Annotated in this window: 21 protein-coding genes; 8 read left to right on the top strand and 13 right to left on the bottom strand. The window is 38.4% G+C overall.

Features of this window, described 5'->3' with window-relative positions; translation table 11 throughout:
• Nucleotides 1-2 precede the first annotated feature (2 nt).
• Nucleotides 3-1568, top strand: coding sequence for a hypothetical protein (locus GQR87_RS01865; protein WP_199271675.1), 1566 nt, complete (start codon nucleotides 3-5; stop codon nucleotides 1566-1568).
• 13 nt (nucleotides 1569-1581) lie between these two features.
• Nucleotides 1582-3159 (top strand): alpha-L-fucosidase, encoded by a 1578-nt coding sequence (locus GQR87_RS01860; protein ID WP_158965988.1) that lies wholly within the window; start codon nucleotides 1582-1584, stop codon nucleotides 3157-3159.
• 790 nt (nucleotides 3160-3949) lie between these two features.
• On the opposite strand, the gene GQR87_RS01855 is transcribed toward GQR87_RS01860, so the two are convergent.
• Together GQR87_RS01855 and GQR87_RS01850 are read right to left on the bottom strand one after the other, a co-directional pair.
• Entirely contained in the window at nucleotides 3950-4423 is a 474-nt protein-coding gene (locus GQR87_RS01855; protein ID WP_158965977.1) for a YcxB family protein, read from the bottom strand.
• Nucleotides 4424-4505: 82 nt separating this feature from the next.
• Nucleotides 4506-4937 (bottom strand): DUF3859 domain-containing protein, encoded by a 432-nt coding sequence (locus GQR87_RS01850; RefSeq protein ID WP_158965975.1) that lies wholly within the window; start codon nucleotides 4935-4937, stop codon nucleotides 4506-4508.
• 290 nt (nucleotides 4938-5227) lie between these two features.
• Between GQR87_RS01850 and GQR87_RS01845 the strand changes: the two genes are divergently transcribed.
• Nucleotides 5228-5893: a hypothetical protein gene (locus tag GQR87_RS01845; protein ID WP_158965973.1), complete on the top strand. Its 666-nt coding sequence runs from the start codon at nucleotides 5228-5230 to the stop codon at nucleotides 5891-5893.
• Between the two features lie 28 nt (nucleotides 5894-5921).
• Here GQR87_RS01845 and GQR87_RS01840 read toward each other — a convergent pair whose 3' ends face one another.
• From GQR87_RS01840 to GQR87_RS01815, 6 genes are all read right to left on the bottom strand, one after another.
• A complete protein-coding gene (locus tag GQR87_RS01840) occupies nucleotides 5922-6335 on the bottom strand; it encodes a DUF4112 domain-containing protein (protein WP_158965972.1) in 414 nt (137 codons plus the stop codon).
• 204 nt (nucleotides 6336-6539) lie between these two features.
• The gene (gene hemH, locus GQR87_RS01835; RefSeq protein ID WP_158965968.1) at nucleotides 6540-7622 is read right to left on the bottom strand and encodes a ferrochelatase; all 1083 of its coding nucleotides are present in this window, start codon (nucleotides 7620-7622) and stop codon (nucleotides 6540-6542) included.
• Between the two features lie 59 nt (nucleotides 7623-7681).
• The gene (locus GQR87_RS01830; RefSeq protein ID WP_158965966.1) at nucleotides 7682-9010 is read right to left on the bottom strand and encodes an ATP-binding protein; all 1329 of its coding nucleotides are present in this window, start codon (nucleotides 9008-9010) and stop codon (nucleotides 7682-7684) included.
• Between the two features lie 25 nt (nucleotides 9011-9035).
• A complete protein-coding gene (locus tag GQR87_RS01825; protein ID WP_158965964.1) occupies nucleotides 9036-9767 on the bottom strand; it encodes a response regulator transcription factor in 732 nt (243 codons plus the stop codon).
• Between the two features lie 9 nt (nucleotides 9768-9776).
• The gene (locus GQR87_RS01820) at nucleotides 9777-10187 is read right to left on the bottom strand and encodes a DUF3019 domain-containing protein (protein ID WP_158965962.1); all 411 of its coding nucleotides are present in this window, start codon (nucleotides 10185-10187) and stop codon (nucleotides 9777-9779) included.
• Nucleotides 10177-11049, bottom strand: coding sequence for a MipA/OmpV family protein (locus tag GQR87_RS01815; protein ID WP_158965960.1), 873 nt, complete (start codon nucleotides 11047-11049; stop codon nucleotides 10177-10179). The genes GQR87_RS01820 and GQR87_RS01815 overlap by 11 nt, the downstream gene beginning before the upstream one ends.
• Before the next feature lie 295 nt (nucleotides 11050-11344).
• Here GQR87_RS01815 and GQR87_RS01810 point away from each other — a divergent pair, with 295 nt between their 5' ends.
• The 5 genes from GQR87_RS01810 (at nucleotide 11345) to GQR87_RS01790 (ending at nucleotide 18671) form a co-directional block, all read left to right on the top strand.
• A complete protein-coding gene (locus tag GQR87_RS01810) occupies nucleotides 11345-13429 on the top strand; it encodes a TonB-dependent siderophore receptor (RefSeq protein ID WP_158965958.1) in 2085 nt (694 codons plus the stop codon).
• A 199-nt stretch (nucleotides 13430-13628) separates the two neighbouring features.
• Nucleotides 13629-14171 carry a hypothetical protein gene (locus GQR87_RS01805; protein ID WP_158965956.1) on the top strand — a complete coding sequence of 181 codons (543 nt, stop codon included), beginning with the start codon at nucleotides 13629-13631 and terminating at the stop codon, nucleotides 14169-14171.
• 8 nt (nucleotides 14172-14179) lie between these two features.
• Nucleotides 14180-15949: an OmpA family protein gene (locus GQR87_RS01800; RefSeq protein ID WP_158965954.1), complete on the top strand. Its 1770-nt coding sequence runs from the start codon at nucleotides 14180-14182 to the stop codon at nucleotides 15947-15949.
• Nucleotides 15950-16003: 54 nt separating this feature from the next.
• A complete protein-coding gene (locus GQR87_RS01795) occupies nucleotides 16004-16495 on the top strand; it encodes a Rab family GTPase (protein ID WP_158965952.1) in 492 nt (163 codons plus the stop codon).
• Nucleotides 16496-16502: 7 nt separating this feature from the next.
• On the top strand, nucleotides 16503-18671 hold the full coding sequence (locus GQR87_RS01790) for a bifunctional diguanylate cyclase/phosphodiesterase (RefSeq protein WP_158965950.1): 2169 nt from the start codon (nucleotides 16503-16505) through the stop codon (nucleotides 18669-18671).
• Between the two features lie 119 nt (nucleotides 18672-18790).
• Here the strand turns inward: GQR87_RS01790 and hflC are convergent, their stop codons facing one another.
• From hflC to miaA, 5 genes are all read right to left on the bottom strand, one after another.
• Nucleotides 18791-19672 carry a protease modulator HflC gene (gene hflC / locus GQR87_RS01785; protein ID WP_158965948.1) on the bottom strand — a complete coding sequence of 294 codons (882 nt, stop codon included), beginning with the start codon at nucleotides 19670-19672 and terminating at the stop codon, nucleotides 18791-18793.
• Nucleotides 19673-19675: 3 nt separating this feature from the next.
• Complete coding sequence (hflK, locus tag GQR87_RS01780) at nucleotides 19676-20827, bottom strand: FtsH protease activity modulator HflK (RefSeq protein ID WP_158965946.1); 1152 nt, start codon at nucleotides 20825-20827, stop codon at nucleotides 19676-19678.
• Nucleotides 20828-20910: 83 nt separating this feature from the next.
• The gene (gene hflX / locus GQR87_RS01775; protein WP_158965943.1) at nucleotides 20911-22197 is read right to left on the bottom strand and encodes a ribosome rescue GTPase HflX; all 1287 of its coding nucleotides are present in this window, start codon (nucleotides 22195-22197) and stop codon (nucleotides 20911-20913) included.
• A 23-nt stretch (nucleotides 22198-22220) separates the two neighbouring features.
• The gene (gene hfq, locus GQR87_RS01770) at nucleotides 22221-22466 is read right to left on the bottom strand and encodes an RNA chaperone Hfq (RefSeq protein ID WP_158965941.1); all 246 of its coding nucleotides are present in this window, start codon (nucleotides 22464-22466) and stop codon (nucleotides 22221-22223) included.
• Nucleotides 22467-22544: 78 nt separating this feature from the next.
• The gene (gene miaA / locus GQR87_RS01765; RefSeq protein WP_370459618.1) at nucleotides 22545-23480 is read right to left on the bottom strand and encodes a tRNA (adenosine(37)-N6)-dimethylallyltransferase MiaA; all 936 of its coding nucleotides are present in this window, start codon (nucleotides 23478-23480) and stop codon (nucleotides 22545-22547) included.
• Nucleotides 23481-23482 lie beyond the last annotated feature (2 nt).

The raw sequence follows: 23482 nt of genomic DNA, 5'->3' as shown, positions 1-23482 counted from the left end.
AAATGTTTAAGAAAATTAAAAAAGTAATTACTGCAGTTTTGTTCCCTGTTACTTTCAGTGCTGTGGCGCTAGGCGCGGAATCTGAAACTTGGATTATCGACAGTCAAGAAGATTGGCAATCATCTCAATCTGCGCAAACGAATCTTGAATTTCAAGATGGCCTAGCCATGCCGCTTGCAAAAAAAGCTATTTTTCGAAGCAGTTTGAAATCATTTTCTAACAAGCGAAGTGCCGAGTCCATCACATTAAGCCAATCTCCTGTTTGGCATAATTGGCAGCCAGTTAAAAACCTTGGCCCCACGAATCTGCTAAACGCGCCAGTGTTCTTGAGTATGGGGCCGAAAAATTACTGGATCTTTGGACGCTACGGCGAATCGAAAAATAAGGACTTCAGCGGACTTCCAACCCAGTTAAAAGGGTTCGATGTTCCGCTTAAGACGACCCCGTATCCGAATCAATATGATGCGCCCGGCGGATTACAAAAAGATGCTAAAGGCTACCATGCTTGGCAAAGTCGCGACATGGTTAATTGGGTACACCATGGGTCTGTTACAGAGGGTTTTGCGTCTATGGTAACGACTGCTGAGTATGTCAACGGTAAAGTGTATATTTATTACGACTTTCCCAATGACCAAGACCCACATCTGTATATCGACGAAGATCTCATGGACGGGCTACCAGGCAAAAATATGGGGATGGCGTTTAAGGATCCGTCTGATGGCTCCGACACTGCATTTATTCGTGACCTTGATGGAAATTTCCATGTTATTTACGAGGATTGGAGTCCAATCAACGCCAGCACACATGCTTGGGATTCGCCACTTGCTGGACATGCGGTCAGTAAAGACGGTATTAAAGATTTTGAAATACTCAAGCCCGCGGTAGATGAGCGAACAAATCCAACAGGCAAGTTTGCTGAATATGCACATCCTCACTGGCATAGGTCCGATCCTGAAAACTATCCAGGAAAACGAATCACAGTTGATGTTCCGCAACACAGACTAAAAGCTGGAGATATCCGCGCCTTTGCCAAATACGAGATCCACGAACCTGAGCAAAATGCATACGGCGACTGGGCATCGATTGCAATTGGCGGGCAATACTATCTTTTTGGTGATTTCGACCCTGCAGGTAAACATGGGCAAAAAAACATGAGTGTAGCTTGGTTCACATCATCTAGTATCAACGAGCCTTTTACCTTTAGCGGCAGTATTGGTCAAGGGCATCCCGATCCGGATATCATGTTCGCAGAGGGGCAGTTTTATTTGGTGACCCAAACGAACACCGACTATGTAAGTCCGGGCCCATGGGTAGATGGTGTGGAAGTTCGTGTTGGGGTTGATACAAACAACAATCGTGTGGTGGATAATTGGACCAAGTGGGAAAAAGTGAAAGAACAATACGATTATATCCCTGGCTTCGCCAAACAAATAGCTAAAACACCTGCCCAGCTAGAGCTAAGTGATTTGCCAGATGGCTACGGATTCCAATTCGAGGTGCGCCTGACAGACACGACAAACAATGACGCCAAACCGATCCTAGATCGGATAGCTTTGCGTTTTAAATAAAAGGATATTAGCGATGTTTAAGAAAATCACGAAGGCAATAATATTACCTGTACTTCTCACTGCTAGTTTGAATATTTCTGCAGCCGATAAGCCTTACGACGGTAGTTGGGAGTCGTTACAAGAAATGCCTGTGCCAGCGTGGTTCGACGACGGCAAGATAGGGATTTTTATTCACTGGGGGCCTTATAGTGTTATCGGCTACCGAAAAGGTGGTAAAGGTTATGCAGAACATGTGCCTAGACATTTATATCAAGATCCCAAGCATTATAATCCTTATATGATGGAACGTTGGGGGGCTGTACCACCAGAGTTTGGTTATAAGGATATTATTCAGGAATTTAAAGCAGAAAAGTGGGATCCAGATGAGTGGGCTGAACTTTTCGCTGAAGTTGGGGCTAAGTATGTCGTAATGACAGCCGAGCACCACGATGGTTGGGCTAATTGGGATTCGGACTTAACGCCATGGAATGCAGCCGACATGGGACCTAAGCGCGACTTAATTGGGGATCTCAGTAAAGCGGTTAAAAAGCAAGGACTGAAGTTTGCTCCTTCATATCATCGAGAAAGACATCAAAGTTTTTTTGCAAAAAGAATGTATAAAGTAGATGTCGACCCCTACGAAATCATCTTGGAAGAAATTAAACGCGTGCCCGAGGCTGCATCGCTTTACGGACCTTTTGGTACGACTACTGAGTTCGTTGACAGCTATGTGGCTCGATGGAAAGAAATTCAAGAAAAATATCAACCAGATTTCTTATGGATGGACGATTTCCCTCTCTATACACGTGATGGTAATAATGTACGTGCAGGTGTTTCGTCGCCTGAAGTTCAGTACTTTGATGATCGGTTGCGCGGCATGATAACAGATTTTATGAACGACGGAGCAGCTCGTGGGGCTGAGGTTTACATGAACAATAAAGGCAGAAATAGAAATTGGCCTGATGGTGTAGGTAACTTGGAAAGAGATAACCTCAAAATGAAGGTGATTGGTCCCAAGTGGCAAAGTTGCACAACCTTCGGTACTTCTTTTGGCTATTTAGAGAATGACACCTACAAAACCATCGAAAGTGTGATCCACGAAATGGCCGAAGTGATCAGTCGCAACGGAAATTTTCTGATAAATATAGGACCCAAGGCTGATGGAACGGTTCCAAAACCTCAACTTGAACGCCTTAAAGCAATGGGTAAATGGCTTAAAATAAATGCTCCAGCAATCTACGGTAGTCGCTATTGGAAGGTGCCTGATCAAGTTAAAGAACACTTAGTCTTTACCACTAATGGCAAGAAACTTTATGCAATTAAGTTAGAGGCACCAATAGCTCCTTTTACTATTTCTGGGACTGCAGGTTGGAATGAGAGTCAGGTTGAAAATGTTAGTTTACTTGGCTCTGATGCCGCAGTAACCTGGAAAATGACTCCTAATGGTCTGCGAATAACCCCGCCGACAGATTTAGGGAAGAGTCAATATGCATGGTCTTTTGAAATTAAAACTGATGCAGAACAACATCACCCTAATGTCATCGTAAGGGATGTAGACCAAGCTTTGAAGGGCACTAAAAAGGTAAATTTAGACGGGGCACATAAAAAGTAAAATGATATTACTTACTATTATTTGCAGATAAACAAGTATTGTGAGAAAAAATAGTAGTTTTATCACTGATTTCAATATTGCTAGGTTTAGGGATTATTGTTATATCTTGGGCACTGATACTCGTATATACGAGTATCAGTGCCACTAGTCCTAATTTTAGTAATTTCATGTTTTCTTTTATGTTGAATGGAGATTATATATAAATTTATTTTTTATATAACACACTACTATCAGGACAGTTATCATTGCCAATGGCTTTATAAAACTATCTAAGTAGCCATACTTTGTGTACCAAGCACATGCTTTGGGTTTGTCGCGACTCCAAGTTCGCCGAGCAACACAGACTACTAGAAGGTAAAAGCCATGCGATCGCCAGGGATGGCGGAAGGTAGAGTACCGCAGGACGCAGTTATCGAGATGGCAGTAAGCGAAGCGAATGCTTTGTGAACGCAGTGAATAATCTTAGTGTACGCAGTACATACTAAGCGCAGCGAATAAGTGGCGCAGCCATGCTTTTCAAGTCATTATACCAATCCGTATTGATAAGTGTGCACTCAGCGAGAATTTAAATGAGCTTAATCAAGGCGCTTGAATGAAGGAATAGTGGTGCTCTTTTGAGTTCGAGCAACGCAGAGTAAGCTCATTTAAAACTCGCCTGAAAGGAATGCCCCAGCGGCTTTTGCCCTGCGTTCTCGGTATTTGAAAGGGAATAACCATTACTGCACACCGACGCCTTGTTCAAAAACCGCTGGATGCATTCTGAGAGTTCACTTATCAATATGGATTGGTATTAGACCTTCATTGCCACAAACTCTTGCGCCTCTGGCGATAAACAACGATTTGATAGGTAAGACTTTCCCTTGCCATAAAACAACAACCAACCTTGCTTAGTTTGCTCAATTTTTACGATATCGTCCCAGGCAATAAAGCTCTTAACCGAGTTAGACTGAGTGCTCACTCCCTTTTCATCTAGGGTGAGGGTTAAATCATTATTAGCTGCTTTACTTATCATTTGTCTGGCTAACCACCAAGAGCGGTGAAAACGCACACTTAAGGCCTCTATCCCAGACCAAACGATTACAAACCAAGAGATATAGGGATCAAGCTTTGTAGCGAAAAGCAATATCGTTCCCAGCAGGGCTAAAATCATTGATTTAGAGTAGGCTTTTTTAGGCTCAACTTTAACGAAGGTTTCATCAAAAGTTTCGCCGAAATGGCTTTTATCCAGTATATAACTGGTTGAATAGTGAAATGGTTGAGTCATTTAAGAATATGGTTAAAGCAAAACCCTAGTGTATCTATTCGCTTTCGGCTTAGATAGATATTTTCTGTTATTAATATAAAGGCTAATAACCTCTTTTTTTCCAAAATTGAATTTCACCATCACCATGCTCAACTAATACACTAAAGGTTTTTTCAGCGATAATTTTATCATCACATTCAATTATCATACGCCAATCCCCTACTTTATTGTGGATAGGCTCCCATATTGTATCCCCTAAATAAAATTCCCAGTCATTATTACGCACATAAACTTCCCCCTCAAAAGGAGGCATGACCACGCCATTTTTATCAGGTAAATCAGGATGAAAGATAGTCCAATCAAGACGCTTACCTTTCGCTTTTAAGGCGTGCAGAATGAAACCAAATTCAATATCTAATTGGGCGGGGATGTTAGTGGTAAAGGTTTGAATGTTAGGTAACTGCTTACTTTTTTCGTCCCAATTTTCATATATTCCATAACTACTAATTGCAAAATTGAAACGTAACTTAGACACACTATTTCCTGACATTCATCTATATTTATGTATATAGTACCAATTGTTTAATTTAAGTCTAATGCGATAAGCACTTAGAATATGAGATGGCAATGCGGACAATTAGCAATATCCTAATTATTTGCGTTCTACTCTTTTCTGAGTCAATTTTCGCTTTCAATAAAGTCCGCTACTCAAATCACAATGACGCTCATAATCAACAATCTTATTATGTCGAATTACTGCATTTGTCACTCGAATCCTCTTCTGAAAAATATGGTCCTTTTATTTTAGAAAATTTAAATATACCTATGTCTGAACAACGTCAAATCCAAAGTATCAATGATGGCTCCCTAGATATAATGTGGGTCATGACATCTAAGCAAAGAGAAGAAAGCGCTTTACCAATTCGTATTCCTCTATTAAAGGGTCTGTTAGGCTACCGAGTTCTGGTAATAAGAGAAAATCAAATAAATAAGTTTGCTGAGATAAAAAATACAGACTCTCTGAAAAAATTAGTCGCAGTTCAAGGTTTTGGTTGGCCGGATTATGAGATTTTACAAGCTAATGGTTTTAATGTCGCTAGTAGTGAGTGGTACAGTACAATATTCAAAAGCTTAAGCAAGGGGTTTTACGATTACTTTCCTCGTTCAGTCATTGAGGTGTGGGCTGAAAAGGAACAAATAAAATCGAGTAAACTAGTGATAGATAAAAAAAATCTATTGGTATACCCCACAGCCATATATTTTTTTGTTGGCAAAAATAATACAAAACTAGCCGAGCGTATTGAATATAGTTTATTGCAAGCGATTACACAGGGCAGCTTTGAGCAACTATTCACTAACTACCCAACACATCAACAAACCTTTAATATCATAGATTGGAAAAATCGTAAGATACATTTATTAACAAACCCTTTATTGCCAATTGAGACACCTATTAATAATAAAAAATTATGGTTTCAATTATCCCCCTAACACCCTCAACAAATGAAGATTAAATTCTTTATTGTTTAACATTATTCCATTCATTAACCATTGCTTGGCTACTGGCTTTTATTTTTTGATGGTTTTCACTCACCCACCATGTTTCCATAATACGCACATTTTTTTGATTGGCTTTATAAAACAAATCTACAAAATCCCCAACCATTGGGATTAAACCAAATAAAAAATCTAATACAATATGTCGATACATTAAGGTTCTTAGCTCTGCGGGTACAGCCATATCTTTGGCTAATTTTACTATTTGCAAAGAAACAACGGCCATAATAATGTCTCCCACAAATGGAATTAAACCGATTAAAAAATCTAAGCCAAAACTGAGTCCTAAAAAAGGAATGCGTATCTTAGTGTCAGTTAAATCAGCTAATTTTTGTGCTTTTAATAATGCTTCCGGAGCTTGAATTTTATTTGTCATAGATGGCCTTAGCTAAATTTAAATCAATTAATGGCTTGTAATATCTGCCCACATAACCAAGCCATATAAATTCCAACAGTATAACCGAGTACCGCCAACATAACGGCAAGAAGGCTTACGATGGTTGGAATAATGTGTAGACATAACTTTCGCCAGTATGATTAATGCTGACATTTATGGGAACGACATTATCAAAAAATTAAACTACTTTTCTGCACCTAAAGATTTAGCCAATTTTTCTCGCTGTGCCAAGTTTTGTGGTGAATTAATCATATTAGCTAAATAGGGCTGAAGAATTTGTGCCATAGCATCTATATGCGCAGGTTCAGCATTTAATGCTTCAATGTACTGGTAACTTTCACCACCAGCATTTAAAAAATAATCACGGTTTTCTACTGCAACTTCTTCAATAGTTTCTAGACAATCAGCTGAGAACCCAGGGCAAACCACCTGCACAGACTTCACTCCCTCAGCGGCAAATTGTTTTAACGAAAAATCGGTATAGGGCTTCAGCCATTCTTCTCGACCAAAACGCGACTGAAAACTAGTAAAATGTTGATCTTTTGCTAAACCCAAATTTTCTGCGATCAAACGAGAGGTTTTATAACATTCACAATGGTAAGGGTCGCCATTGGTTAAATATCTCTTAGGTATACCGTGATAACTAAATATTAGTTTTTCTGCCTGACCATTTTGTTGCCAATGAGCGCGAATTTTGTCGGCAACTGCTTGAATATAATCAGCTTGGTCGTGGTAATGAGTAATAAATTGTAATTCAGGCATCCAACGTTTTTTACCTAAACTAGCAGCCACTGCATCAAAAGTAGAGGCTGTAGTAGAAGCGCAATATTGAGGATACAGAGGCAATACCACTAATTTTCGTACCCCTTGCTGTAACATTTTATCTATCACAGAATCTATCGAAGGAGAGCCATAGCGCATAGCAAATTCAACCACTATGTTATCACCGTGGATTTGTTGTAACTTTTCTCTTAAATCGACGGCTTGGTCTTGAGTATGAAACATCAAAGGTGAGCCCCTTTCGGTCCATACAGTTGCATAGGCCTTAGCAGAACGACTAGGGCGAATATTAAGGATCACTAGATTCAAAATAAACCACCAAATTAATCTGGGTACTTCAACCACTCTAGGATCCGATAAAAATTCTTTTAAATAGGCTCTGAGTTGTTTTCTCTTTGGCGCATCTGGGGTACCTAAATTTGTAATTAACACGCCAACTTTATCTATTTGCTTGTGGCTAAACGCAGAATTGCCTTGGTATTTCATGAATGTCTCTTAGTGTTTAGTGAATCGAGGATAAGAAAAGTATGCATACGAACAAACTACTATTTTGGACTAATCTCTTTAGAAATCAATGGAGAAACTTTCGGTAAACTGAAAGAAAAGCAGGCACCACCTAACAAGGTCGAAGTTTCTACTTTTACTTGGCCAGCATGCCAATTAGCCACACGTTTAACAATGGCTAAGCCCAAACCAAAATTTGTGTTTTCTCGAGTACGACTTGTATTGGCAGTGACAAAGGCCTCAAAGATACTGTCTCGTTTATCTACCGGCACCCCTTTTCCGTCATCATGAACCTTAATTACCCAATCAAATTCAGTCTCTTGCAATTGGATTTCAATAGCGTTAACACAATAATCCATACCGTTAGAGAGCAAATTAAGAATAGCTCTGTGTATCCAGTGCCCGTCAAAGTACAAGGAAATAGCGTTTTCTGGTTTATGCACAGTAATCCGCTGCTGCTTATTATTGGCTAAGGGAGTTAATTCGTTGGCAATTGATGTCACAAATTGGCTTAAATCGTGCTCTGCAGGACTTAACGATAAACCATTGCGCTCCATACTCGCATATTCTAAAAAGGCTTCGAGCATATTTTCTAGCCGCGTTAACTCTTGCTCGACTCTGTGCAAATAGACTGTTTTTTGCTTTATATCATTACAATCTAGCGCGGCCTCGATCCCAAAACGTAAACAAGCAACTGGGGTACGTAAATCATGGGATAAACTACCTGCTAATAATTTATTATCAGCGACTAAGGTTTCTATCTGTGTGGCCATACGATTGAAACTAGATTCGATTCCATCGATGTAAGAAAAACGACTAGGTTTAATACGCACATCAAGTTGTCCTAGACCAAATCGTGCCGCTAATTTATCTAATAAAGAGAGTCTTTTAGTTAAAGGCACTAGCCATGCCACCAGAGACAAACTGATACCTAAATACAAGACTAACGTTAATGCAATATCCTGCAAATAACCTTCATCAGACTCTTTAGGTATAGCCATACTGAGTAACATATTGGGATGAGCGGTGAGTAAATAATAAAAATGCGTCGCCTCACCTGATTGCAAAACAAGTGTGTTGTGAATTGTAAGTTGCTTATCCAACGTTTGCGGCAGAGCTAAATTAGCCGTTTGTTCTAACACAACACTCACCTGGAATTGTTCAGAAAATTTTGTCACTTGGGCTGCTAATTCAAAGTCTTTCAATTGATCTAAAGATTTAGCCATGCCTGCCATCATTTTTTGATAAACCACTAAATCAGCAGGTAAAGTTTGCTCAGTGTTATCTTGTACTACTAAGTCCAACACCCAGCCTAAAAAAACCAGTGAACCAATAACAGTAAAAACAATCCCAATGTATATTTTTTTCAAGTTTTATAGTCTTAATTTATCAGGCTTAATCATGCCAAGCATCCGCAATAAATAAATATCCTTTTCCCCAAATGGTTTTAATTCTTTTCGGTTGTTGAGGGTTATCACCTAATTTTTTTCTGAGGGTCGATACCAGCACATCAAAACGTCTATCTAGGCCATCATATTCTCGGCCTTTTAAGGTTTGAAATACCTGTTCTCGACTCATCACTTTGCCCGCATGGCTGGCTAACAACCATAATAATGAAAATAAACTGCTAGTCAGTTCTACTTCTTTACCATTATGAACTACACGTTTGAACTGTTGATTAATTTGTAACTGGCCAAACACTAATTCTTCAGTGTTCTTACTACTAGTGGATTCATGATTACGTAACACTGACTTAATTCTGGCTAACAAAGCTCTTGGCCTCACCGGCTTAATCACATAATCATTTGCGCCCACTTCTAGGCCAATCACTTCATCGAATTCATCAGCTTTAGCCGTCATCATAATAATAGGCACTTGTGAAAATTGACGGACATTACGGCAGACTTCAATTCCATCCATACCAGGTAACATCACATCTAATAACATCAGGTCATACTGATTATTCGCGACAGCCTGCATCACTTGATCACCACGACCAAGATGCTCGACACTAAAACCATTGGTTTGTAAATATTCAGTTACCCATTCAGCCAACGACAAGTCATCTTCCACATGTAGAATATGTGCGTAGTGACTAGTGATTGGCTGTCGTCCTTGGCTATTCATGCTTTACTCCTAAAAAAGTCGCCATCTGCGTTTTCGGATACTGGCTTTATACAACCAGCTGACTTGAACCTTTGCAGAAGCTAACACTGTTTGCGGCATTTTTTTCATTAACAAAAATTGGCTATCGTTTGTTGATTGAAATTCATATTGCCACACAGCCTGATTAACGTCATGCCAACAACGCAATAATCTAGGATAGGCATTAAACTCTTGAATAAATAAGCAATAGTCACTGGTTTCATTTTGTTGCCAACGAATAGTTAACTCGGCAAAACACTCCCGCCCTTGATTAAGGGCAACACACTTATTAGGTTGTACCAGCAACTGAGCTGATGACATTAACTTATCTTGAGCGAAAGATGGAGAAGAACAACTAAAATACAACAATAAAATCCATTTTAACTGTTGTTTAAAATACATAACTAAAGCCTATTTGAGCAGTGACTTCATTTTCTCGAACCACTATAGGACTATCAGCAATACTCTTAGAATAATGACTAATCGTCAGTCCTCCATTGAATAACCAATCTTCATTTATTGGCCGCTGAACAAAGGCCTCTATTTGTAAACGATAGCCTGCCCCTGGTTTATACTCGGTTCTGATCTGAGTCGCTTCTTCTGGCTTAATAGAAAAATAGTAATTATTCATATTGCTTGAATAAAAACTAGCCCCTACGCCTAAATTTATATCCCAATTCCGTTTCTGCAAAATGTAACTGTAAAAGCCATCTACCACCCAGCCACTGTGTTCATCGCCGAATATATTTGCCGCTAAATCTATCCAATATACTGAGTTTGATAAATAGCGCATATATCGGATCCCTTGACTCGAGATAAACTCACGATCTTTAATTCCCTCTAATTCTGGGATATCTCGGGTATCAATTGTGCCAACATAAGAAGACGAAAATCCGGGTAAATACATTTTATTGATTAAGTCGATTTCGTATTGATCATTCACCTCTAATTCATAACCAACTTCAGCACCATTCGCATACCCACCAAATCTATGCTTATTCGTTTGAATAAAAAAACCCTTATAATATAGATCCAACAAAATAGAAATATTAACAAAATCCAAATCTTGATCTTGCTCTGCACCAATAAACATCGACTCTGTCAAAACTATGTCAGTCGCTATGGTTAAGCTCCAACTAAATTTTCCTTCAGGGTTATCAGAATGGACGTTAGCCGTTGGCTGATTATTACTTTGTGCAAATACCCCTGCACTGCAGAAGCAAAAGCTGGCGAGCAACAATTTAAATAAACATCTCGTTTGCATATTTTTATCACTAAATTTCGATATTTGTAATAGTAACAAAGCAGGCGTTTAATAAATAATCTAAGCGCCAACTAAAATGTTCAAAAATTGTAAGTTATTGATCAAATTATCAGCCCCATCCCTATTGGCATCACCTACCTTAACGACATGACAGCTAACCCTAATTAATAAAACTCATTGCATAGATGGCAATAACACTTACTCACACTTATACAACAGATCTTGTAGAAACTTCTACTTAATATGTACAGCAATTCAAACAGCAAACAATAGGTTTAACATCAAGGAAGCCATTATGTATATCAAGCCCAGTTATCTGATGATCGGTATATTTATACCTAGTAGTTTACTTATCAATACTGTATTAGCAGGACAGATAAATATAACTGAAGTTGGGGGAATAGAGGGTGAAAAAGTCGAAGTTGAAAAATTTGAAATTGTAGGGCAAAGAAACCAAGCACAAAGTTTACCTTCGTTAGAAACTGAAAAACTATTAGCCGTCGCGGGAATTGATGGTGATCCCATAGCGTCGGTTTTTAGTTTACCAGGTGTAGTCTACGCAGGCGGTGATGCAGGTGGTGAGCCTGCTATTCGTGGTTCCTCTCCCGATGATAACGCTTTTTATATAGACAACATGCCAACTGACTATATATTTCATCTATTCGGCGACAGCATTTTTAACAAAAACTTGTTACGTGATTTCAACTTACAAGCTGCCGCATTCTCTAGTCAATATGGTAATGCCACGGGAGGCATTTTTGATGTGCAATTAAGAGACCCTAAGGCCCAACCGATAGAAGTAAAACTAGATGCGAGTTTACTCAAAGTCGGTCTTTTGGTTGAGGGCGAGACTCTCGATAATCAAGCCTTTTATTTTTCATATCGCCGTAGTTTGATCCATTTGTTTCTAAAAGAAGGGAAAGAGGGAGAAGATGAGGACGTTGGTTTAACCATATTTGATGCGCCTGTAAGCGATGACTATCAAGGTAAATACCAATGGTTAATTGGCAATAATCATAAACTTACCTTCAATATTAATGGTGCAAGTGATGGTGCCGGCATCAATATTTCAGACTTGTCAGAGTCAGGCAAACTTGATCCAGACGTGATTGGCGATTACAGAGTCAACAGCAAATTTGATAGTCAAGGCATACAATGGGAATGGTTTGCCAACCAATATGACATTATTAGCTTAGGCGTGAATCATGTATTGTCTGAAAACAAAGATAGTTACGGTGACGAGCAATACCAAAAAACTGAAAATGATCAGTTTAACTTACGTTTTTTGGGGCAAACAAGACGCTTTAGTCAGCAAACTATAAGCCTCGGATTCGATTTACAAAGCAACGATTTTAATTACTCCTTTGACATGATCCCTTACTTTTGCACAGACCATACTAATAATTGTAACGAACAAAAGGGGCAACGTACCCTAGGTGCAGATAATATTACGGCAAACCTATACGGGCTATATATCACTGATATTTGGCAAATGCATCCGGACTTAAGTTTAGAGTTAGGCTTAAGAGCAGAATACGACGATTATACTAAAACACATTTTACTCATCCTAGGACACAACTAAACTGGCAAATTAGTCCCAAAATGACTGTTTTTGTCAAAGCGGGATCATATAGTCGATTTCCTGATATAAATACTGCACTCAAGCTCATTGGCAACCCTGATATTAAACCACCTGAGGCCAAGCATTATTCTGCAGGTTTAAAATGGCAACTTGCCAACAATTGGCATACAACGACTGAGCTTTACCATAAAGCATTATCTCAACTCCCATTAGCCATTGATTTACAATACGATACTGAAGAAAAACGTTACACCAATGACCTATCCGGGACCGCAAAGGGGTTGGAATGGTTATTAGAAAAAAACCTATCAGACAACTGGAATGGCTGGTTATCTATTAGCTGGTCTGAAAGTGAAAGAACAGATGAACTAACTCATATCACCAGCGAATATTATTTAGATACACCCTGGATAATGAATAGCGTATTTAACTATCACCTTACCGAAAGATGGGAATTTGGCTTTCGTTTCACAGCCAGAAGTGGTGCCAAATACACACCTATTGTTGGCTTACGTTCCAATCCAGATTATCCTAATAACTATCTAGCTATCTACGGCGAGCTGAACTCAGAAACCCTTCCCACATACAGTAGGTTAGATCTGCAAGCAAAATATAGCTATCAGATAATGGGCAAACCCGCAGCCTTGACCTTTGCCGTTATTAACGCTTTGGCCAATAGCAATGTTTCAGGTTATTACTACAAACCTGATGGCACAGAAACACCTGACAACTTCACCGTAGCAAGTGAAGAGGGAATGGGGATATTTCCATCGATAGGCTTTGAAGCCACATTCTAAAATATAAGTAAACATGCCACTGTCAACTTTAACACCACTTAAAAGTGGTGTTTTTTTTGGGCTATTAATCTAAAAGCTGTTTTATTTAACGTCAAACCTGTGCATTATGTATACACAAGGTATTTACTTGTAATTACAATTATTTACAGTAGCACCAATCGATATTAAATAAATTAAGCTAGCAGCAGAGGATGGCGTCATGTCCGATAAAAAAGATGTGGAAAATACAAAGAATGTAGAAGCAACACAACAACCGTCTGAATTAGATAGTTTACGCCAAATTGTATTCGGTGCCGCACAAGATAATATCGAAAAGCGTATTGATTCCTTAGAACAACAAACACAACAAAACTTCAGAAAAATGGAACAGTTGCTAGAAAAAAATATGCAAACTTTACAAACCAAAATGGAAGATGGTTTTAATCATTTAGAAGATAAATTAGCGATTGCAGACCAAGGCCAAGAGCAAAAAGCCAGTGAAATCAATGCCTATGCAGACCGTATAGCTTCAGCTCTAGAAATGGCAGAAGCCAATAGTAAACAAGAAAATGATGAAATACACGAACGCTTAGACAAAGAAATAAAAAATCTGAGCAACACTTTTACCGAGCAACTTAATCAAACTTTGGCAAAACTCAATCAAGTTTCCACTGACTTAAACTCATCTAAAACAGATCGTAAAACCCTTGCTAAATTACTTGCCGCTGTTGCCAGTGATTTAGAAACTGGTGAAGACTTGTAAAACCTCCGATGACAAATTCGCAAGAGGCTCAACCACAAATACCTGACACTGAGCAGATGGATAAAATTCGCCAAATAGTGTTAGGCGAAGATGGCCATGTAGTTAAACAAGCGCTCAAAGAAAATGCCAGAGAAGTGGTACGGGAAGTTTTTTCAGAAGCATTACACGATCGAGAAAAACAAGATGGTTCAGTTAACAAAGTATTATTACCCCTAGTCGAAAAATCAGTTGAAACATCTGTAGCCAATCATAGTGAGCAATTTGTCGGCTACTTATACCCTCTTGTGGGGAGTTTAGTCAGAAAATCTGTCACTGCTTTCATTACAGAATTACTTGAAAAAACTAATGCCTTAATTGAAAACAGCCTAACCATCAAAGGGTTAACATGGCGTTTTAAAGCGTGGCAAGCAAATGTGAGTTTTTCTCAATATGTCGCGAGCCAAACGTTTTCTTTTCGAGTAGAACAAGTATTTTTAATTCATAGAGAAACAGGTCTATTGCTTAATTCTGTTTCATTGGGAATAGACACAGGTGCTGATGCCGATATGGTCTCTTCCATGTTGACCGCCATCAATGATTTTGTTTCAGATTCCTTTAAGCCTAATGCTGATTCAAGTGAACAACAACTAGATGTAGTACGTACCGATGACTTTACTTTATTACTGAAACAGGGCCCTAAGGCTGTTGTGGTCGCCGCAGTAACAGGTAATATGCCACAAAATGTAGCGAATCAATTACAAATTACTTTAGAAGAAATTCACAAACTTTATGATAAAGAATTAACTGATTTTAATGGTGATGCATTTGCATTTGAAAATAGTGAAAACCAGTTAAGAGATTGTTTAATTGCAGAATTGAAAACCGATTCAAAGCAAGCTAAAAAAAAGCCCTGGTTAGCTTGGATTGTAGTCGGATTAATATTACTTGCAGCAGGGTATTTAGCCACAATACGTTGGCAATCTAGCAACCTTGTAGAACAGATACAACAAATAGATCTAGAGCCGGGCATATTAGTTACTGAGTTAGAATTGACAGGGTTAAAAGAAATAAACCTTAAAGCATTAAGAGACCCATCAGCTATTGACATAACAAAATGGCTAAATTCACATAACATCCCTCTAGAACATATTAATTTCACAGAACGTGCTTATTTATCTTTAGATGCTCAGCTAATAAAAAATAAAGTACAGAAAAGCTTGAGGGCTTTTGCCAATGTAGAAGTTGATTGGTCTAACGACCAGCCAACTTTTAGTGGACAACTCAGTGGTTTAGAAAAATTACTACTACAAGATGAATTGTCTTCAATTCTAGGCTTAAATTTTAAAGCCAAATGGCTAGACGGTATCACAATAAATAGCAACAAAAGTAGTGCCGCTGATGATCCCACTATTATTCGCGCCATATTAGATTTAAACATAGCTAAAATTGACAATGTCTCAATCTCTTTCGAAAAAGGAAAAAGTGAAATATCAGCTGCGGGGATAAATACGCTGATACAAGTTAAAGAACAATTTAATAACTTAATCCAAGTTGCCGATCAACAAAAGCTATCACTCGGTTTAGTCATTATGGGAGCAAGCGATACCGTCGGGACAGAAAGTTATAATAATATTCTCAGTCAGAAACGGGCTGACAATGTAAAATTGAAACTCCAAGAGCTAGGTATCGACGCCAATAGGCTTAATGCAATAGGTTTAGGAGTGATTGATTTAAAAACAACTGACGAAGGCGCCCGAAAAGTGCTATTTAATGTGGTATATTTTAATGCAAGTCATTAACCAACAAACATTTAAAATAATAATTATGATAAAAACGTATCTGTTGAGAACCTTATGATCCAGAAGAAAATTTGTATACTCGGGGCTTCGGGAGTAGGGAAAACGAGCCTGATTAAACAATTTGTAGAAGGTATTTTTTCTGAAAAGTACCTTACCTCTATTGGGGTAAAAATTGATAAAAAAGTGGTACAAACGGATAAAGAATCAGTGCAGTTAATGATTTGGGATATAGAGGGTATTGATAGATACTGCGGGTTTCAACCTAAATATATAAGAGGAGCATCTGCATTCATCATAGTCGCAGACTGCACTCGCTCTCAATCATTAGTTGAGGGCATTGAAATATATAGAATGGTCAAAGAAGTGTCAGATATTCCAGCAATACTTGCTCTAAATAAAAAAGATCTACCTACTACATGGCACTGGACTGAATCAGAATTAAGCGATATCAAACATTCATACTCTAAATCTTTTGATACCAGTGCAAAAACTGGAGAAGGTGTTGAAGAGATGTTTTCTTATATAGCGAATATTTTAACGGAGTAACCTTGATATGGACATTTCATTGTTTCACGAATTAGATTTACTTGATTGCGTCATACTTGAGCGAGTCTCAGAAAGTGAATTTGAAGTGTTGTATAATCAAGGAAAATGGCTAAATCAGTTGTTGCCCGAAACGCACAATAAAAAGATATTCACTTTTTCGCAAAACTCTCATTATCTAGAATATTTCTTAATCGATGCAGCAGAGCTTTGGGCAACCTCAAAAAATGGTAGTATCGAATCAGGCATATGGTCTGAACAAATCCCAGACCAATTACTAAGATTAGAAGCCAATGCGATAGTCAATCAGCACAAATATTACTTAGTGATTCATAGGCTCAAAAGCAAATTCGAACAAAAACAACACACCTTACAGCTCGCTAGAGAATTATTAATATCTAACGACCAAATAACCGAAAAGCATGATCATTTACATACAAAATTAAATGCTATGCTTGCTAAGACTAATCAATCCAAAACTATCCAACAGCCGATATTGCAAGCCCTAGAACAAACAGATTTAGGGGTAGCAATTTTAGACGCTAGATTACAATTAGTGGCGGGAAACCCTGCATTAAGTTCACTCTTTAATGACTCCCACATAGAAATCCAACTACCTGTTGATAGACTTATTTTAAGCTTATTTAAAAAACAATACCCTGAATATGAAAGGGTATTTAATACTTATAGCCCATGGACAGGAGAATTGTGTTGGCTCAATCCACCAGAACAAGGTAAGTGGTTAAAAGTCGCGATACACCCAATTAAAGATGCCAACCAAGCGATTCAATATTGGTTATTAAGTGTCAGTGATGTCACACAAATTAAGTTTCTGTTGAAACAAAATGAGAAACTGACTCATTTTGATGTTCTAACTGATTTGCCAAACCGCCAATATTTTTGGCTGCAATTAGAAAAAAAGATAAAACGAAATAGATCCTTTTATTTACTCTATATCGATATCAAACACTTTAAACGCATAAACGAATTATATGGGCACCTAATTGGCGATCGTTTGATTAAAGAGTTATCAAAACGTTTGTTATCTGTCTCTCATGTAGATGATGTTGTCGCCAGAATAGGCGGAACTGAATTTGCCATAATAATGGAACTCGACCACCAACATAGTCAATTTTCTGCTGAAGACCAAATCCAATGTTGTCGATTCGTCGATGATTTAATTAGTACTTGTTCATTGCCCTTTTACTTTGATTCAAATATAAAATGTGAAGTAGGATTAAACGTTGGCGCAGGGGCTTATCCGAAAGATTCAAACAATGCTGAAGAGCTGATGAAATATGCAGATTTAGCTGTATATACTGCAAAGAAAAATACCAAAAGTGGTTTAGAGTTTTACTCGAAAGAATTAGTAGAAGCCTCTTTAAAACGTATTGAAATGGAAGATTCATTAAGAAATGCTATTGAAAATGATGAGTTTGAATTATTCCTTCAGCCCATAATTGATATCTCCGCTAATAAAATAGTAAAAGCAGAAGCCCTAATTAGATGGCGACTATCAAACGGTGAACTTGTCCCTCCAGATCTATTTATTCCTTTAGCCGAACAAACTGGCTTAATCATCCCTATTGGCAAGTGGGTAATAGCAGAGGCTTGTAGAATATTATCTGTTCTTAAACAGAAAAATATTGAAATAAAACTAACAGTTAATTTATCTCCACGCCAAGTTACAGAACAAAAATTATTAGAATTTATTAAATACACCTTAAATAAAGAAAACATATCTCCCAAATTATTAGAGCTAGAGTTAACTGAAGGGGTGTTAATCGATAATTATGACAAGATACATTATTTATTAAGTGAATTACGTACTCTTGGTGTGAGTGTGTCGATTGATGATTTTGGCACAGGTTATAGTTCATTATCATACTTGCAAAAATTACCTATAGATCACATCAAGATTGACCGTTCATTTATTATGGCCTTAACGGGAAATAACCAAAGTCGAGACTGTGAGGGAGCAATTATTTTGGCAGTGATATCTATGGCCAAAAGCTTAAAATTAGGTGTTATTGCCGAAGGAATTGAAACCCAGATACAAAAAGACTTTTTAATCGCAAACCAATGCAACATAGGTCAAGGCTATTTATTTAGTAAACCTCTGCCTTTCGAAGGGTTTTGCAATTTTTTAGACTCTATGGATAACGTTATCAACGAATAATGGGACCAGACAAATTTACGGGCGCTGACTAACCCGCAGTTTACAAAACAAGTATTACCAATCTGTAATTATAAAAAAAGCGCCATTCGGCGCTTTTTTATTATATTGGTAACTAAAAGTTATTTACCTTTTTGACCTTTCATGTATCGAAAGAAGTCACTATCAGGCTCAACAACTATTACATCTTGTTTAGAATTAAAACTCTTCTTGTAAGCGTCCATACTACGTAAAAAGCTATAAAATTCAGGATCTTTTGTATAGGTTTCAGCATAAATTTGAGCTGCTTGCGCCTCACCTTCACCTTTAAGTTTACGTAGGTTACGTTCTGCATCAGCTAACATAACTGTGACTTTAGCGTCGATGTCAGCTTTGATAAACTCAGCTTTTTCTTGACCTTCAGAACGATGTTCTCTGGCCACAGCTTCACGCTCAGTACGCATACGTTGGAATATAAAATTACGTACTTCAGGTGGTAAGTTAATTTGTTTAACTCGCACATCTACAATTTCAATACCTAACTCATCTGAACTAGAAGAAGCTTGTTCCATTGCCTCATCCATTAATTCAGAACGTTCACCAGATACAATTTGTTGAATGGTACGTGTACCAAACTCAGAACGTAATCCGTTGTTTACTTTCTGTTGTAGTAAGACTTCAGCACTACTTTTAATGCCACCGGTGGCTAGATAGTATTTTGCAAAATCTTTAATTTTCCATTTAACGTATAAATCGACAATTAAATCTTTTTTCTCAGAAGTCACAAAACGATCAGGCACTTCATCTAGAGTTTGAATACGTGCATCCAGTTTTACCACACGATCAAAAAACGGTAATTTAAAATGTAACCCAGGTTCAAAAACCGTTGTTTCATCAGTACTACTATCTCTTTGTACTTTACCAAATTGGATAACAATGGCTTTATTACCCTCTTCGACAACAAACAAAGAACCAAAGGTAAGTAGGCCTAAAGCCACAATAATAAGAGCTAAAAAATTCTTCATTGTTTATCTCCCAGTCCGAATACTAGAACTGCGAGAGCTTCTAGAATTACTTGATACAGGTTGAGGATCGGGATCCTGATTACGTAACCCTTCTAATGTGCTACGAATATTGGCTGGAATAGTAGGTCCAGATTGTCTTTCTAATATTTTATCTAAAGGTAAATACATCATGTTGCTGGTACCTTCAGTATCCACCAAAATTTTGCTTGTATTAGAGTAAACTTCTTCTAACGTTTCCAAATAGATCCGGCTACGGGTCACATCTGGTGCAGCTGTATATTGAGGGAGTAACTCTTCAAAACGAGCAATTTCACCTTGCGCTTCCAAAGTCACGCGCTCTTTATAAGCTTGTGCTTCTTGGGCCATACGGTTAACTTGCCCCCTAGCTCTAGGTTCTATTTCACGAGAATAAGCTTCAGCTTCATTAATGAATCTTTGCTCATCTTCTTGAGCAGCAATGGCATCATCGAATGCTTCTTTCACTTCTTCAGGTGGACGAGCATCCTTGAAGTTCATATCAACAATAGAAATCCCCATATCATAGGACTCTATGATACTGGTTAATTCATCACGTACACTTTGTCTGGCAGTCTCACGGCCGCTAGTTAATACATCATCCATTTTTGAATGACCTACTACATAACGGATAGCGCTATCAAAAGCCTGACTTAGACTTTCTTCAGGACTCGTGACTGCAAAGCTATATTTATACGGTTCTGTGATACGGTATTGAACTTCCATTTCAACACGCACTACGTTTTCGTCTTCCGTCAACATAGAGCCAGAAGATGGCATAGAACGTACAGTTTGCACGTCAACGGGTCTGACTGTGTCGATAAGACTAGGCTTCCAACGAAGTCCAGGTTCAACAAAGTGACTAAACTCACCAAAACGCAACACCACACCACGCTCGGCTTCACGAATAGTATAAAAACCACTCACAGCCCAAGCTGCCACTAAAATTCCGATAATAACAATTGCACCGATCCCACCTAGGCCTTTACCCCCAGATGAATTACCATCGCCACCACCGAACTTGCCAAATTTATTCATCAAGTTTTTAAACACCTCGTCTAAATCTGGCGGTCCTTGATTTTTGCCGCCCTTATTTTTCCAAGGGTCGTTATTGTTCCCACCGGGCTCATTCCAAGCCATGATTACTCTCCAACTAGTTAATTCAATAAGTTTATAAATGTTGTAATTGTTAGCCTGTTATTTTTAACAAACTAATAAATTTATTATTTGACTATATAAGACTCTAAATTTTCATCGACTCTTTTAATTAATCTAAGCCAGTCGCTTTCTTCCATGCGTACATCCACCAGCCAATTTCCTTGTTCAGAATAACTTTCTGAAGCAATACAATTCATCTCAAAAAATACCCCTCTTAAATTACCTTTATTGGGGGGAATAGATAGACTATGTTGTACCATATTTTCAGAAAGACACTCAGTTATCGCAATCAGCAATAAATCGATACCGACCCCTTGCTGTGCCGACAACCAAACTCTTATTGGTACACCTTCTTCATTTCTATCTATTTTTGCTTCGACACCTTCCATTCTATCGATTTTATTGCATACCACCAATTGCTGAATATCATCAGCTTCAATTTCTTCTAAAACATCATTTACTTGATCAATATTCTCTCTAAATTGGTCATCAGAATAGTCAACCACATGCAATAACAAGTTAGCTTGCTGCGTTTCTTGCAAGGTTGCTTTAAAAGCTGCAATTAGATCATGGGGGAGATGTCGAATAAAACCAACCGTATCAGCAAGAATTGCTGAACCCACATCTTGTAACTGAATTTTTCTAAGTGTTGGATCTAAGGTTGCAAACAGCTGGTCAGCCGCATAAACAGCTGCATTAGTCATTTCGTTAAATAATGTCGACTTGCCTGCGTTAGTATATCCAACTAATGAAACCGTTGGAATTTCTGCACGAATTCTTGCTCGACGACCTTGCTCACGCTGTTTCTGAACTTTTACTAAACGACCTTGAATTGACTTAACCCTTGCCCTTAATAATCGTCGGTCAGTTTCAAGTTGACTTTCACCTGGGCCACGTAACCCTATGCCACCTTTTTGTTTATCTAGGTGAGTCCAGCCTCGAATTAACCGCGTACTGATATGCCGAAGTTGTGCTAGTTCGACTTGTAACTTACCTTCGTGAGTACGGGCGCGCTGGGAAAAAATATCCAAAATAAGCCCAGTACGATCAAGTACTCGACATTGACATAATTGTTCTAGATTACGTTCTTGAGAAGGGGATAAACTATGGTTAAATATAACCACGTCTGCTTGCAGAGTTCGCACTGCATTAGCAATTTCTTCAGCTTTACCACTACCAACAAAATAACGAGGATGAGGCGCTTGACGGGATCCAGTCACAACATCAATTGCATTTACACCAGCAGAAGACACCAATAACTGTAGTTCTAATAAATCTTCTTTGCTATTTTCATCGGCAAATTCTACATGTACTAAAACAGCTTGCTCACCTGCTTCATAACGGTCAAACAAGCCGTTCTCCTATACCTATCAAATTAACCTTCGTCTGAATCAGCTTGACCTGTACTAGGCATTGGGATTGCGCGAGAAGGTACTACTGTAGATATTGCATGTTTATAAACCATTTGGCTTACAGTATTTTTGAGTAAAATAACAAATTGATCAAATGATTCAACTTGACCCTGTAGCTTGATTCCATTAACTAGATAAATGGATACGGGAATACGCTCTTTCCGCAATGCATTTAGGAACGGGTCTTGTAGGGATTGCCCTTTAGCCATGATCTATCCTTTTCTTTTTATTATGAAATTTACTGCAAATTCGATTATACAGTAAAACATTTAGCTGTATAGACTCGACTATAGTCGAATTCCGCTTAGTTGTATTACTTTTGACAAATTGTCGTTACAAAACGTGTCTAGAGTGTAAATATTTTCCCAACTACGTAGCCATGTTAATTGTCTTTTAGCCAACTGTCGAGTAGCAGCAAGCGACTTATTACGCATTTCAATAAAATCGTATTCATTATCTAAGTACTGCCACATTTGACGGTAACCTACACAACGCATAGAAGGTAAGTTTAAATGTAAATCGGGGCGCTGTTTTAATTTTTCAACCTCAAGTTGAAAACCTGCATCAATCATCAACTGAAATCGTTGAGCAATTCTGTCATGCAGCACAGCTCGATCTTGTGGGGCAATGCTAAACTGTTTTATTTCGTAGGGTATCGGCGCTGATTTAGTCGCCATCAACTCAGTCATAGATCGAGCCGTTAAACGGTAAACTTCCAATGCTCTGGTTAACCTTTGTGGATCATTAGGATGAATACGTTCTGCTGATATAGGATCCACTTCGGCCAATTGCCTATGTAATTCGTGCCAACCAAGTTCGCCGGCTTGTTGCTCAATGACTTGGCGTATAGCAGCATCCGATTCAGGCAAGGGGGACAAACCATCAAGTAAAGATTTGTAGTACATCATAGTGCCACCCACTAATAATGGAATATTTCCCCGTGCTGTGATTTCTTGCATTGCCTGCAAAGCATCACGTCTAAATTCAGCTACAGAATAACTTTCTGCAGGATCTAAAATATCGATTAACCTGTGAGGGGCTCTTTTTAATTCAGCGTCACTCGGTTTGGCCGTGCCAATATCCATGCCTTTGTAGATCAATGCAGAATCTACACTAATAATTTCGCAGGGAAACCTTTCACACAACTGGATGGCTAATTCAGTTTTACCCGATGCAGTAGGCCCCATTAAAAACAAGGCCTGAGGCAGTTGTATCTTTTGCATTT

Origin of the sequence: Paraglaciecola sp. L3A3, from assembly GCF_009796765.1 — a bacterium.
GTDB lineage: Bacteria > Pseudomonadota > Gammaproteobacteria > Enterobacterales > Alteromonadaceae > Paraglaciecola.
This window is presented reverse-complemented; position numbering and strand designations above follow the sequence as displayed.